Origin of the sequence: Acrocarpospora phusangensis, from assembly GCF_016862995.1 — a bacterium.
Lineage (GTDB): Bacteria > Actinomycetota > Actinomycetes > Streptosporangiales > Streptosporangiaceae > Acrocarpospora > Acrocarpospora phusangensis.
Genome location: NZ_BOOA01000059.1, coordinates 41701 through 55805, shown reverse-complemented (window position 1 = coordinate 55805; position 14105 = coordinate 41701). Strand labels below are relative to the sequence as shown.

9 protein-coding genes are annotated in these 14105 nt (G+C 71.3%); 7 read left to right on the top strand and 2 right to left on the bottom strand.

Features of this window, described 5'->3' with window-relative positions; all coding sequences use genetic code 11:
* Nucleotides 1-240: 240 nt before the first annotated feature.
* A complete protein-coding gene (locus Aph01nite_RS29515) occupies nt 241-1530 on the bottom strand; it encodes an alkyl sulfatase dimerization domain-containing protein (RefSeq protein WP_239162077.1) in 1290 nt (429 codons plus the stop codon).
* 144 nt (nt 1531-1674) lie between these two features.
* Between Aph01nite_RS29515 and Aph01nite_RS29510 the strand changes: the two genes are divergently transcribed.
* The gene (locus Aph01nite_RS29510; RefSeq protein ID WP_204044293.1) at nt 1675-2871 is read left to right on the top strand and encodes a PucR family transcriptional regulator; all 1197 of its coding nucleotides are present in this window, start codon (nt 1675-1677) and stop codon (nt 2869-2871) included.
* 2 nt (nt 2872-2873) lie between these two features.
* Here Aph01nite_RS29510 and lepA read toward each other — a convergent pair whose 3' ends face one another.
* Nucleotides 2874-4703 carry a translation elongation factor 4 gene (lepA, locus tag Aph01nite_RS29505; RefSeq protein WP_204044292.1) on the bottom strand — a complete coding sequence of 610 codons (1830 nt, stop codon included), beginning with the start codon at nt 4701-4703 and terminating at the stop codon, nt 2874-2876.
* A 74-nt stretch (nt 4704-4777) separates the two neighbouring features.
* On the opposite strand from lepA, the gene Aph01nite_RS29500 reads away from it, so the two are divergent.
* From Aph01nite_RS29500 to Aph01nite_RS29475, 6 genes are all read left to right on the top strand, one after another.
* Nucleotides 4778-5782 (top strand): glycoside hydrolase family 18 protein, encoded by a 1005-nt coding sequence (locus tag Aph01nite_RS29500; RefSeq protein WP_204044291.1) that lies wholly within the window; start codon nt 4778-4780, stop codon nt 5780-5782.
* A 194-nt stretch (nt 5783-5976) separates the two neighbouring features.
* The gene (rpsT, locus tag Aph01nite_RS29495; protein WP_204044290.1) at nt 5977-6249 is read left to right on the top strand and encodes a 30S ribosomal protein S20; all 273 of its coding nucleotides are present in this window, start codon (nt 5977-5979) and stop codon (nt 6247-6249) included.
* Nucleotides 6250-6522: 273 nt separating this feature from the next.
* Nucleotides 6523-9744, top strand: coding sequence for an ABC transporter permease (locus Aph01nite_RS29490; RefSeq protein ID WP_204044289.1), 3222 nt, complete (start codon nt 6523-6525; stop codon nt 9742-9744).
* Between the two features lies 1 nt (nt 9745).
* Entirely contained in the window at nt 9746-12418 is a 2673-nt protein-coding gene (locus Aph01nite_RS29485) for an FtsX-like permease family protein (RefSeq protein WP_204044288.1), read from the top strand.
* A complete protein-coding gene (locus Aph01nite_RS29480; RefSeq protein WP_204044287.1) occupies nt 12415-13341 on the top strand; it encodes an ABC transporter ATP-binding protein in 927 nt (308 codons plus the stop codon). The genes Aph01nite_RS29485 and Aph01nite_RS29480 overlap by 4 nt, the downstream gene beginning before the upstream one ends.
* On the top strand, nt 13334-14020 hold the full coding sequence (locus Aph01nite_RS29475; RefSeq protein ID WP_239162076.1) for an ABC transporter ATP-binding protein: 687 nt from the start codon (nt 13334-13336) through the stop codon (nt 14018-14020). The genes Aph01nite_RS29480 and Aph01nite_RS29475 overlap by 8 nt, the downstream gene beginning before the upstream one ends.
* Nucleotides 14021-14105 lie beyond the last annotated feature (85 nt).

Below are 14105 nucleotides of genomic sequence, written 5' to 3'. Positions count from 1 at the left end.
GGCGCCAAACGACCGGCCCCTCCTCACGACTTGAACGCCACCAGACGAGATGGAAACCGCTCGGCACCGTTGATCAAGGCGATCCGTTCTCGCCGTCCCGGCGCCAACGACCGGCCCCTCCTCACGACTTGAACGCCACCAGACGAGACGAGATGGAAGCCGCTCGGCACCGTTGAACCGGGCGATCAGTTCTCGCCGCACGGGCGGCATGCGATCGCCGTATCGGGGCCGGCGATGCGGTCAGGAGGTCCCGGACGTGAACGGGGAGCGGGTTTCGGGGGGTTGGCCGTTGATGATGGATTGGGATTCGGCGGCGGCCCAGGTGAAGATGCCCTGGGCCATCAGGGAGCGTTCGGCCTTGGCGCGGGCGCTGAAGACCTCGGCCCGCGCGCGGTGGATGGCCTCGTCGGCCGGCGCGGCCAGGGCGGCCATCTCGGCCAGGTGACCCGCCAGGCGGAGGTCGCCGTCGGCGGCGGCCCGGAGGGCGGTGTCGGCCAGGACCTGGGCGCCGCCCGCCAGTTCGGCGATGGCCCGCGCGACGATCGGGTCGGGGGCGGGCTTGAGGTTGGCGGGGTTGCCGTCGTACCAGCCGCCGTACTGGCGCCACAGGTTGCGGACCACGAATTCGGGCTCGTCGTAGCGGGCCTGGAGGTAGGGCCGCTCGGCCAGGTGGGCCGGAGGCCGTACGGCGTGGATGATCTCGTCGAGACGGGCGCCCTCGTTGAGGAGTTTCAGGGTCTGCTCGACCAGGCTCTCCAGCCACTCGGCCGTCTCCAGCAGGGCCGTGGCGATCCGGTCCGGCCCGAAGACGGGAGCGCCGTGGCTGGGCAGCATGATCTCCGCGCCGAGACCGGCCGCGTGCCGGAGCGCGCGGGCCCACTCGGCCGGGTACCGCTGCACCTTCTGGGGATTGCCGCAGTTCGGCGCCACCCAGAGGAACATGTCGCCCATGCACAGCACCTTGCGCTGCGGGATGTACGCGATGGTCGCGTCGTCGGTCTCGCCCTTCACGTGGAAGAGCCGGAACGTCAGCCCGCCCCTGCTGATGGTCATCGTCTCGTGGTACGTCACGTCGGGCAGCCGGTAGACCGACGGCCATTCCAGCGTCGACGACTGGAACTGCCGCCGGTTGATCACCCCGTTGTAGCCGCGGGTGATCGCGTACCGGGCGAATCGCTCGGTCACCGCCTCGTGGGCGATCACGATGGGGCGCGGGCGGCCGAGGTCGGCGGCCTCGTCGTCGAAGGGGCCCATGCCGAAGACGTGGTCGATGTGGCCGTGCGAGTAGAACGCGGTGGTGAGGGGGTTGGGCGTCCAGGCGCGTACGGCGCGGAAGAGGTCGGCGGCCCCGAACGGCGAGCCGGTGTCGAACAGGATGAGGTCGTCGGCGGTGGCGAAGGTGATGGAGTTGCCGAACGCGGGGTACCAGCCGACGCCGTCGGCGACGTCGTGGACCTCGCCGCCGAAGGAGCCGCCGTCCAGGATGTCGTCCAGGTCTCCGAGCCAAGCCCGTTCTGCGTAATCGAACACGGTTTCAGGCATGGAAGATCGTGCCCCCTCTGCAGCGGACCGGTCCCAGAATGCGAGATCAACTCTTCCCCCGCCCGGCTGGCCAGGCAATCCGCGCTGATCCCAGTCCGCCGCCCGTGAAGTTGTGACATGTCACAATGAAGAGTGGACGAGACCCGCGCGACCGCGGCCGTGATCGCCGCGCGCTGCCTCCCCCAGGCGAACCAGATCGCCCGCAGGATCGTGGCCGAACAGCACGCCGCGCTCCGCGATCTGCCCCCCGACATGCGCGACGTGGAGATCGCCGCCACCGCGCGGCACGGCATCAGGCTGTTCCTCGCCCTCGCCCAGGGACACCAGCTTACCGGCGCCGACATGCAGCTCTTCAGGGACAGGACCGCCCAGCGGGTGGACGAGGGCGTGCAGCTCAGGGACCTGCTGACCGCCTACCACATCGGCTACCGGGTGATCTGGGAGACGCTCTGCGGCGCGACCCTGCCCGGCGAGGAGGAGGCGCTGCGCTACCTGGCCGCCCTCCAGCTGTCCACGCTGGAGACGGTGACGACGACGATCACCGAGGCGTACCTGGCGGAGCAGTCGGCGCTGGCGGCCGAACGCCGGGAGACGCTGCGGACGGTCACGCGGGCGCTCATCGCCGGCAGCCCCGAGGAGGCCGCCCGCCACGGCGTGGACCTGAGCCCGCCCTACCACGTCGTCGCGATCCGATTACCCCGCATGCCCGCCGCGGACGACCAGCCGACCAGGGCCGTCGCCTCCGGTCAGGCGATCATGGCCAGGCGCACCATGCGCGGCGTGCAGCGGGAGTTCGACGCGCTCGCCGGCCATCCCGTCCTCACCCTGCTGGACGGCCACGGCGGCCACGCCCTGCTCCCCGTCCAGCCGGCGGCCGACCGCGCCCTCGTCCGCCTGGCCGCCCGCCTCGAAGCCTCCCTCGGCGGCCCGGTACGGCTCGGCCTCGCGCACGCCGCCACCCTCGCCACGATCCGCCCCGCCGCCACCCAGGCCGCCCGCGTGGCCGCCATCGCCGAGGAGACCGACCTCCCCACCGGCGTGTACGGCCTGCGCGACGTGCTCCTCGACTACCACCTGAGCACCCCCGGCGACAGCGCCGACGAGCTGACCGCCCTGCTGGCCCCCCTGGACGACCAGCTCCTGGACACCCTCGGCCGCTACCTGGCCTGCGACTTCGACCGCCGCCGCACCGCCGCCGACCTGGGCGTGCACGCCAACACGATCGACAACCGGCTCAGCCGGGTACGCGACCTGACCGGCATCGACGTGCGCACCGCGCAGGGCCTGCTCCTCTGCGGCGCGGCCCTGACGGTACGCCGCCTGAGCTAGCGCTACTTCTTGGGCTTGTCCGCCGAGGACTCCCCGGTGGACAGCGCGGCGACGAAGGCCTCCTGGGGGACCTCCACCCTGCCGACCATCTTCATGCGCTTCTTGCCCTCCTTCTGCTTCTCCAGCAGCTTGCGCTTACGGCTGATGTCACCGCCGTAGCACTTGGCGAGCACGTCCTTGCGCATGGCCCGGATGTTCTCCCGGGCGATCACGCGGGCGCCGATGGCGGCCTGGATGGGCACCTCGAACTGCTGCCGCGGGATCAGTTCCTTGAGCTTCTTGGCCATCTCCACGCCGTAGGCGTACGCCTTGTCGCGGTGCACGATCGCGCTGAACGCGTCCACCGCCTCGCCCTGGAGGAGGATGTCCACCTTGACCAGGTCGGCGTCCTGCTCGCCCGTCGGCTCGTAGTCGAGCGAGGCGTAACCCCGGGTCTTGGACTTGAGCTGGTCGAAGAAGTCGAAGATGATCTCGCCGAGCGGCAGGATGTAGCGGATCTCGACCCGGTCCTCGGACAGGTAGTCCATGCCCTGGAGCGAGCCGCGCCGGCCCTGGCAGAGCTCCATGATGGCGCCGATGTACTCGGCGGGGGCCAGCAGCGTGGCCTTGACCACCGGCTCGTGGATCTCGGCGATCTTGCCTTCGGGGAACTCGGACGGGTTGGTGACGATCATCTCCCGGCCGTCCTCCATGACGACCCGGTAGATGACGTTCGGCGCGGTCGAGATGAGCGCCAGGTTGAACTCGCGCTCCAGGCGCTCCCGGACGATCTCCATGTGCAGCAGGCCCAAGAAGCCGCAGCGGAAGCCGAAGCCGAGCGCGGCCGAGCTCTCCGGCTCGTAGACGAGCGCGGCGTCGTTGAGCCGGAGCTTGTCCAGCGCCTCGCGGAGCTCGGGGAAGTCGTCGCCGTCGATCGGGTAGAGGCCGGAGTAGACCATGGGCTTGGGGTGCTCGTACCCGCCCAGGGCTTCGCCGGCGGGCTTGGCGGCGCTGGTCACCGTGTCACCGACCCGGGACTGCCGCACGTCCTTCACGCCGGTGATCAGGTAGCCCACCTCGCCGACGCCGAGGCCCAGGTCGGAGACCTTCGGCTCGGGCGAGATGACGCCGATCTCCAGCGTCTCGTGCTGCGCCAGGGTGGACATCATCAGGATGCGCTCGCGCTTGCCCAGGTGGCCGTCCATGACCCGGACGTAGGTGACGACGCCGCGGTAGGTGTCGTACACCGAGTCGAAGATCAGGGCGCGGGCCGGGGCGTCCGCGTCGCCGACCGGGGGCGGCACGCTGGCCACGACGTGGTCGAGCAGTTCGCGCACGCCCATGCCGGTCTTGCCAGAGACGCGCAGCACGTCCGACGTCTCGCAGCCGATCAGGTGGGCGATCTCCTCCGCGTACTTGTCCGGCTGGGCGGCCGGCAGGTCGATCTTGTTCAGCACGGGGATGATGTGCAGGTTGGCGTTCATGGCCATGTAGAGGTTGGCCAGGGTCTGCGCCTCGATGCCCTGCGCCGCGTCCACCAGCAGGATGGCGCCCTCGCAGGCCTGGAGCGAGCGGGACACCTCGTAGGAGAAGTCCACGTGCCCCGGGGTGTCGATCATGTTGAGCACGTGCCCGTCCCAGGGCAGCCGCACGGCCTGCGACTTGATGGTGATGCCGCGCTCCCGCTCGATGTCCATCCGGTCCAGGTACTGCGCGCGCATGGACCGTTCGTCGACCACGCCGGTGATCTGCAGCATGCGATCGGCAAGGGTTGACTTGCCATGGTCGATATGCGCGATGATGCAGAAATTGCGGATCAACGTAGGGTCGGTCTGGCCAGTCTGAGTGCGCACCGAAGTCCGTTTCGACAGGGTCTGAGGCGATCAACGGCTGGCGGAGCAGCCACCCTCCATGGTGGCATGTCCGGATGCCTTCCTTGACCACCCGCCGCGTCCTCAGGTGGCTCGCGGTCATCGCCGCCGTCCCGCTCCTTCTCATGCTCATTGTCGCCGCCCTGCTCCGGCTTGACTACGCCGGGACCCCGGCCGCGTGGGCCAAGTCCACCGGGAACGACGCGCTCTGGCTCGGCCACGCCTGGGTGGACGGCCGGCGCACCGCCGCCGACGTGGACGCCCTCGCCGCCCGGCTCGGCGCCATGAAGGACGTGTACGTGCACAGCGGCCCGATCGACGCGGACGGCACCCTGCCCCCCGCGAAGTACGCCAACGCCGCCAACCTGCTCACCTGGTGGAAGGCCCGCCTGCCGCAGGTGCGGATCTCCGCCTGGCTCGGCCAGACGGTCAACCCGGATGACGAGGGCTACCTCGTGCTCTCCGACGCGGCCGTACGCGCCCGGGTGGTGGCGGGCGCGAAGGCCCTGGTCGGCCTCGGCTTCGACGGCATCCACTACGACTTCGAGCCGGTCGACGACGGCGACCCCTCCTATCTGGCGCTGATGCGCGAGACCCGGCAGGCCATCGGCTCCGCCGCGCTCTCGGTGGCCACCCAGCAGATCGAACCCATGCCGGGCGCCGGATTCCTGTTCCGTACGCTGGGCGGCCACGGCAAATACTGGTCGCCCGGCTACTTCCGCCAGATGGCCGAACTCACCGACCAGGTCGCGATCATGACGTACGACTCCTGGACCCCCCTCCAGGCCCTGTACGGCGGACACGTCGCCCGCCAGACCGCCAAGGCCCTGGAGCTCACGCCCGCCACGACCGACCTCCTCATCGGCGCCCCCGCCTACCACGACCACATGGTCGGCCTCAGCGACTACGCGGAGAGCGTCGCCATGGCGGCGGAGGGCACCAGGCTCGCCCTCACCGACCACGGCCCCCGCCCCGGCCTCGGCCTGGCCCTCTACATCGACTTCGCCGCGACCGAGGAGGACTGGCGGGAGTACGAGGAGCACTGGGTCAGACCGGACTAGAAACCCGTGCGGGAATCGTCCGGGCCGAGCGGGCTGTTCGGGCTAGAATGACGGGGGCAGATGCCCCGCCCCGAGCTCTTGATTTGAGTGCCGGCCTGGGCTGTTGGTATCCTGTCCAACTGCGTGTGGCGCGCCCTCTCAATCGAGCCGTGCGCGATCCATCCGACCAAGACTTCACATCCGAGGCTTCTTTCGTGGCGAACATCAAGTCCCAGATCAAGCGCAACAAGCAGAACGAGAAGGCCCGGCTGCGCAACAAGGCAGTCAAGTCGTCCCTCAAGACCGCGGTCCGCAAATTCCGCGAGACCGCCGACCAGGGCGACGTCGAGGCGACCCTGATCGCGCTGCGCGCCGCCAGCCGTCAGCTGGACAAGGCGGTCAGCAAGGGCGTGATCCACAAGAACCAGGCCGCCAACCGCAAGTCGGCGATCGCCAAGCGCGCCGCCGCCCTCCAGGCCGCCAAGTAGTTCACCGCGTAGTTCATCGCGGTTTCAGACGAGAACGCCGCCTCCCGGCCGGGAGGCGGCGTTTGGCGTTTCCGGAGAGCCTTCGGGAGGCTTCGCGCGTATCCGGATTGCCGTCTGATCTCAAGTGGCAAATTGTCACGGTTTCGATATCACACGTGCATCGCCGCAGCGTATCGGCTGAATCACCGATTCCACTGACCCATGGTCAAGCGTCCGAAATCCCCTAAGGTGAGCCAATACCGGACATCGGGGCGGAAAGCTTGGGGGTCGTTGATGCGGGGGCGAACACCGCTGGTCCTGCGGCGCGCGGTCAGCGAGCCGCTGCTGCTGGTCGCCGCGTTCGGCTCCATCCTGCTCGCCACCACCGCCCTGGTCGCCCTGACCATGTACGCGGTGACGGTCGCCGAGGTCGGCGTCCGGCGCGCCATGGAGACCGCGCCGCTGGAGACCGTGTCGGCCCGGTTCACCGCGCCGGTGGACGCCACCAGCTTCCCGGCCCTCGACCGGAATGTCCGGGCCGAGTACGCCGAAACCTACGGCGACATCCCCGCCGAGATCAGCGTCGGCATCCGTTCCGACTCGTTCGCGCTGCCCGGCCAGGAGACGCTGGAGCAGCCGGAGCTCACCCGGTTCGCCTCGTACGAGGGGCTTGAGCAGCACTCCCGCCTGATCGGCGGCGCCTGGCCGCAGAACCGGCCCACCGGCCGGGTCGAGGTCGCGCTCTCCCAGCCCGCCGCCCAGGCCCTGGACCTCTCCGTCGGCAACGAGTTCCGCATCGTCGGCCGCCTCGACGACAAGCCCGTCGACGTCCGGGTGGCCGGGATCTTCCAGCTCACCGACCAGAACAGCGAGCGCTGGTCCGGCGACGACCTGCTGCGCCGGGGTTCGGCGATCGGCAACTACACGACCTACGGGCCGCTGGTGGTGCCCAGGGAGACGTTCGTCGCCCGGTTCGCCACGAATGTCACGGCGAGCTGGCTGGCCGTACCGGATCTGCGGGATCTGCCGCGGGAGGAGCTGCGGCCGTTCGCGGCGGCGGTGGCCGGGCTCGGCGACCGCCTCAAAGCCGAATGCTCGGCCTGTACGGCCTCCAGCCGCCTGCCCGACATGCTCGGCCAGCTCGACCAGGCCGCCCTGGTGGCCCGCTCCACCATGCTGGTGCCGGTGCTCCAGCTGCTCCTGCTCGCCGCGTACGCGCTGATGCTGACCGCGCGCCTGCTCGCCGACCACCGCAGGATGGAGGTGGCGCTGCTGCGCTCGCGCGGCGCGGGCAGCGTCCGGCTCGGCCTGCTGGCGGGCGCGGAGTCGCTGCTGGTCGCCGTGCCGTGCGCGATCGTCGCGCCGTTCCTGGCCCCGCCGCTGCTCCAGCTGGTCAGCTCCCTCCCCTGGTTCAGGGCCTCGGGCGTACGGCTCACGCCCACGCCGGACGCCACCACGTTCCTGATCTCCGCGGGCGTGGCCGTCGCCTGCGCGGTGCTGCTGGCGCTGCCGGCGGTGCGCGGCGCGCGGCGCACGTACGTGGAGGAGCAGTCCTCGCGCGGCCGGGGTGAGAAGCAGGGCCTGATCCAGCGGGCCGGCGGCGACCTGGTCCTGCTGGTGCTGGCGGCGCTCGCGGTCTGGCAGCTGCAGCACTACGGCGCGCCGGTGACGTCCACGAGCGGCGGCGGCCTCGGCATCGACCCGCTGATCGTGATGGGCCCGGCGCTGGCGCTGCTGTGCGGCGGCATGCTGGGGCTGCGCCTGGTGCCGATCGTGGCGAAGGTGGCCGAACGGCTCACCAGCCGCAGGCGGTCGCTGGCGCCGGCGCTCGGCGCGTGGCAGGTGAGCCGCCGCCCGCTGCGCTACTCCGGTCCCGTCCTGCTGCTGACCATGGCCATCGCGATCGGCGTGGTGTCCATCGCCACCGCCGCGACCTGGCGCAACTCGCAGCTGGACCAGGCCAACCACATCGCCTCCGCCGACCTGCGGGTGGCCGGCCCGGCCGCCGGCCCCGAGCTGGGCGTGCTCGGCCGGGGCGGCACCTACGCGAAGCTGCCCGGCGTGACCGCGGCCAGCCCGGTCTACCGGGGGACGGTCGAGCTGGGCGCGGTGGACGCCGCCTTCCTGGCGCTGGACGCCACCAAGCTGGACCGGCTGATGCTGCTCCGCCAGGACCTGGCCGCGGACCCGGTGGCCACCATCGGGCGCGACCTGGCCGGGGAACGACCCGAACTTCCGGCCGTGGAGATCCCCGGCACGCCGAAGACGCTCACCATGACCACCCGGGTACGGCTCGCGCAGCCCGAACTGGCCGATTCGTACCGGAACATGGTGCCCCGGCTGGTGCTGCGGGACGCGCTCGGGGCGCGGTACGAGGCCAGGGCCGGGGTGCTGGTCCCCGACGGCGCCGACCACGTGGTCACCGTCGACCTGGCCGGCATGGCGGGGCAGGCGGGTTCCCTCGCGTACCCGCTGAGCCTGACCGGGGTCCTGCTGGACGTGCCGGTGCCGCGGGCCGGGTCGCCGTTCACGCTCGGCGTGACCGGCCTGCTCGCGGACGGGCAGCCGATCACCGCGCCCGAGTGGACGGCCCTCATCCGGGGCGACGGCCAGCTGCCGCCGCCCGAGGCGGTGCCCGGCGGGCTGCTCACCCTGCAGGTGCCCAGGGCCAAGGCGGAGCGGTACGCGACGGACCAGGGCTCCGGATACGTGGCGGTGGTCCCCGGCGTGCCCGACACGCCGCTGCTGCCGGTCGTGGTCACCGCCGACATCGCCGCCTCGGCGAAGCTGGCCGTGGGGCGGGCGTCGCAGCTGTCCATCGACGGGCAGGAGACGGCGGTCATGCCGGTCGGGATCGTGACCGCGATGCCGGGGACGGCCGGGGACACCCCCGCCGTACTCGCCGATCTTGAGACGTTGCAGGCGCGGGACCTGACGACGGCGCGGGCCCCGCACCCGGCCACCGAATGGTGGCTGGCCACGCCGGACGAGCGGGCCGCGACCGAGCTGGCCAAGCACCCGGAATGGGATCAGACCGTGGTGGACCGGACCGCGCTGGCCCGGGAGCTGCGCGACGACCCGCTGGCCAGCGGCCTGCAGGGCGCGCTGATCCTCGGATTCGCGGCGGCGCTGGTGTTCGCGGTGCTCGGCTTCATGGTCAACGCGGCCGTGGCCGCGCGGGAGCGGATGACCGAGTTCGTGCTGCTGCGGGCGCTCGGCGTGAGCTTCCGGCAGGTGTTCGGGCTGCTCGCGGTCGAGCAGGCGTTCATCATCGGCCTGTCCCTGCTCGGCGGGACCGTGCTGGCCGCGATCGTGGCCACCCTGGTGGTGCCGCACATCGTGCTGACCGGCCAGGCCACCTCGGTGACGCCGGGCGTGCTGCTGGACATTCCGTGGGGCGCGACCATCGCGCTGCTCGCGGCCGTCGCGCTGGTGCTGTTCGCGGTGGTGGGCGGGCTCGCCCGCACGCTGCGCCGCCAGGGACTCGGCCGCGCGCTGCGCATCGGGGAGGACTGAGATGAACGCCTGGCAGCTGGTCCGCGTGCACCGGGGCGCGGCGGCCGTGCTCGCGCTGCTCGTCCTCACGGCGTCACTGCTGGTGGCGGGGCTGCCCCGGGGTTTCGAGGCCGCGTACGACGACGCGTTGAACGTCCTCACCGGCGACGCGGTCGCGCCGCAGGTCGACGTGGCGGTACGGCTGCGGCCGAACATCGAAGAGGACGAGTTCCACGATCGGCGCGCGTTCACCGACCTGGACCAGACCTTGCGGAAGGCCCTGCCGCCCACCCTGGCCCGGGCCGTCGTGCCCGGCGGCACCAGCCACCAGTCCGCCATCACGTGGGGCACGCCGGTCTCCGGCATCCTCGGCAGGGACACGCCGCCGCAACGCTTCGTGGACCTGGCCTGGGTGTCGAACCTGGACGAGAAGATCCGCTACGTCGAAGGCCGCGAGCCCGGACCCCCGAGGAGACTGGCGGCCGTCCCCGGCAACCCCGAGCTGAAGGACCTCCCGCTCTTCGAGATCGGCCTGGTCGAAGAGGCCGCCGACATCATGAAGATGCCGATCGGCACCACCGTGCTGCTCGGCAACAGCTACACCATCGCCGCCCAGGTCGTCGGCCTGTTCGAGGCCGCCGACCAGTCCGACCGGTTCTGGGAGCACAACGCCGAGCTCAAGCGCGTCACCGTACGGCCGCTCCCGCAGGCGGACGAACCCGACCTCATGGCCGTGGGCGTCATCCCCGACGAAGGGCTGCGGGAGCTGAACGCGCGGCGGGAGCTGTACTACTCCTGGGTGTTCGGCGTCGACGGCTCCAAGATCAACGCCCGGAACGCGCCCGCGATGATCCAGGCCATCGACGACTACCGGCAGATCGTCGAGCACCAGGCCGGCGACCACGCCACCGGCATCGCGCAGATCCCCGCGGCCATGTTCGAGCTGACCACCGGCCTCGACCAGCTGCTGGACAGGTTCCTCGCGCAGCTGCGCACCGCGCAGACGCTGATGTTCCTCATCCTGGGCGGACTGGTGGTGGTCGCGCTCGGCGTGATCGCCCTGTCGATCCAGCTGATGGCCGAACGCATGCGCGCCGGGCTCGGCCTGGCCAGGGCCCGCGGCGGCTCCATCGGCCAGATCGCCCGGACCGGCACCGGCACGGTCGCGATGATCGTGCTGCCCGCCGCCCTCCTCGGCTACGCCGCCTCCTACCTGGTGCCGGGGCCGATCACGCCGATCGTGCACGTCAGCCCCGCCGTCATCGCCGTGGCGACCATCCTGTTCGCGGCCGCGCGGCTCGCCTTCGCACACCGCAAACCCCTCCTGGACAGCCGCGACGACCTCGTCGTGCCCAAGTCGTCGCCGCGCAGGATCGCGCTGGAACTCCTGGTGATCGTGCTCGCCCTGGCCGGCGCGTACGCGCTGCGCAGCCGCGGCCTCACCACCGACGTGGCCGAACTCGGTTCCGACCCGTTCCTGCTGCTCGTCCCCGCCGCGCTCACCCTGGCCGCCGCGCTGATCACGCTGCGCTGCTACCCGTACCCGCTCCGCCTGATCGTACGGCTGGCCGGCCGGCGCCGCGGGGCCGTGCCCTTCCTCGGGCTGACCCTCGCGGCGCGCTCCCGGGGGGCGACCTCGCTGCCCGTGCTGATCCTGCTGCCGGCGCTGGCCGTGTCGGTGTTCGGCGCCCTGGTCTCGGGGGGCATCGCCGAGACCCAGCGGACCGCCGCCTGGCAGACCGTAGGCGCGCAGGCCCGGATCGAACGCGAGGCCGAGATCCCCGCGGACGTGATCGAGAAGGTACGGGCGCTGCCCGGGGTCACGTCCGTGCTGCCCGTCGCCAAGGGCACCGCGCAGGTCAAGACCGGCGGGCAGACGTCCACCGTGCTCGCCATGGACCTGGCCGCCTACCGGGAACTCGTGGCCGGCTCGCCGCTGGTGGTGCCGGATCCGCCGGTCGGCGACGGCATCCCGGCGCTGGTGTCGAAGAGCTTCGCGCCGTACCCGTCGTTCGAGATCGGGTGGCATACCCGGATGAAGCTCACGAATGTGGGTTACATCGAGAAGCTGCCCGGGCTGGCGTTCGAGACCGGCAACCTGATCGTCATGCCGTACGAGGGGCCGAAGCTCGCCGGGCTCCGCGACTACACCAACATCCTGCTGGTGGGCGGGGACGTCGACCAGGCCCTGCTGAAGCGGACCGTCGGCCTGGCGGACGCGACCGTGGAGACCGTCGACGCCGCCCGGGAGCGCATCGCGAGCGCGCCGCTGGCCCAGACGATCATCGCCAGCTTCACCATCGTGACCGTGGCGCTCGCCGCGTACGCGCTGGCCGCCGTCATCATCGCCCTCGTCATCGGGGCGGCCGACCGGGCGCGGGCGCTGTCCTTCCTGCGTACGCTGGGGTTGTCGCAGGGGCAGGCCCGGCTGCTGACCGTGCTGGAGGTGGCGCCGTTGATCGTGCTGGCCTCTCTGGCCGGGCTCGCGCTCGGGCTCGCCCTGCCCGCCGCCCTCGGCCCCGGCCTGGACCTGTCGGCGTACGCCGGAATCGCCGTCACCGAGTTCCCGCTGACCCTGACCACGCCCATCCTGCTGGCGGCCGGCCTGACCGCCGTCTCCATCCTCGGCGCGTTCGGGCACGCCACCACCGGCCGCCGCGTCGCCACCGCACTTCGAGTGGGAGAGTCCGCATGACCACACTGTCGGATCTGGAGGCGCAGGCGGTCAGGAACCGGCCGGCCTTCGGGGAGCACGCCCACATCCTGTGCGACAACCTGGTCCGCATCTACAAGACCGAGGGCGTCGAGGTCGTGGCGTTGCAGGGGCTCGACCTGCTGATCGAGAAGGGCGAGCTGATCGCCATCGTCGGCGCGTCCGGGTCGGGGAAGTCGACGCTGCTCAACGTGCTGTCCGGGCTCGACGTGCCCACCGCGGGGCTGGCCAGGGTGGCCGGGATGGACCTGCTGTCCATGACCTCCCGGGACCGGCTCCGGTACCGGCGGTCCGTCGTCGGGTTCATCTGGCAGCAGACGGGGCGGAACCTGTTGCCGTACCTGACGGGGCTGGAGAACGTCCTGCTGCCGATGCGGCTGGCGGGCAACAAGCGGGACGCCCGGCGGCGCGCCGACACCCTGCTCGAACTCCTCGGCGTCGCCGACTGCGCCGGCCGGCGGCCCGGCGAACTCTCCGGCGGCCAGCAGCAGCGCATCGCCATCGCGGTCGCCCTCGCCAACGAGCCCGAGGTCATCCTGGCCGACGAGCCCACCGGCGAACTCGACAGCGACACCTCCGAAGAGGTCTTCGGCGCGCTGCGCAGCGCCAACCGCGAACTCGGCGTCACCGCCGTGATCGTCACCCACGACCCGCTCGTCTCCGAACAGGTCGACCGCACCGTCGGCATCCGCGACGGCCGCACCTCCTCCGAGACGCTGCGCCGCACCTCCGTCGACGGCGACGTCATCGCCGAGGAGTACGCGGTCCTCGACCGGGTCGGGCGGCTCCAGCTGCCCCGCGACTTCATGAACGCCCTCGACATGGAACGCCGGGTACGGCTGGAGCTCGAACGCGACCACATCGGCGTCTGGCCGTCCACGCCCGGGGAGGAGAACAATGACTGAGCCACTGGTGTCGGTACGGGACCTGCGGAAGGTCTACCCGCGCGACGTCGTCGCCCTGCGGGGGGTCACCTTCGAGGCCCGTCCCGGTGAGCTGGTCGCCATCCGGGGGCGGTCGGGGTCGGGCAAGACCACGCTGCTCAACCTGGTGGGAGGGCTCGACCGGCCCGCGTCCGGGCGGGTGACCGTGGACGGGAAGGTCATCACCGAACTGCCGGAACAGGGTCTGCTGGACCTGCGCCGGGACGTGATCGGCTTCGTGTTCCAGTCGTTCGGGCTGATTCCCGTGCTGACGGCGGCCGAGAACGTGGGTGTGCCCATGCGGCTGGCTCGTACAGCGCCGGACGAACGCGACAGGCGGGTGGAACTCCTGCTCTCACTCGTCGGCTTGGAGCAGCACGCCAACCAGCGTCCGTACGAACTCTCCGGCGGTCAGCAGCAGCGAGTCGCCATCGCCCGGGCCCTCGCCAACCGGCCCAAACTCCTCATCGCCGACGAACCCACCGGTCAGCTGGACTCCCAGACCGCCCGTCAGATCATGCAGCTCATCCGCGCCGTCGTCCGCAGCGAGAACGTCACCGCCCTCGTCGCCACCCACGACCCCAGCCTGATCTCCCTCGCCGACCGCGTCCTCGAACTTAAGGACGGCGCCTTCTTGACCCCCGAACCGACCCCAGCCTGAACCTCCCAGCCGCTCCCCCGCTTCCGGCCGGCATGGCCGACTGTGACCAACGTCTTGGCCGAGTACACCTAGGTCGATGAGTGAG

Excerpts from the sequence above, each read along its gene's own strand:
- Aph01nite_RS29480 (WP_204044287.1), top strand. The coding sequence starts at position 12,415 with ATGACCACACTGTCGGATCTGGAGGCGCAGGCGGTCAGGAACCGGCCG.
- Aph01nite_RS29475 (WP_239162076.1), top strand. The coding sequence starts at position 13,334 with ATGACTGAGCCACTGGTGTCGGTACGGGACCTGCGGAAGGTCTACCCG.
- Aph01nite_RS29485 (WP_204044288.1), top strand. The coding sequence starts at position 9,746 with ATGAACGCCTGGCAGCTGGTCCGCGTGCACCGGGGCGCGGCGGCCGTG.
- Aph01nite_RS29500 (WP_204044291.1), top strand. The coding sequence starts at position 4,778 with ATGCCTTCCTTGACCACCCGCCGCGTCCTCAGGTGGCTCGCGGTCATC.
- Aph01nite_RS29490 (WP_204044289.1), top strand. The coding sequence starts at position 6,523 with ATGCGGGGGCGAACACCGCTGGTCCTGCGGCGCGCGGTCAGCGAGCCG.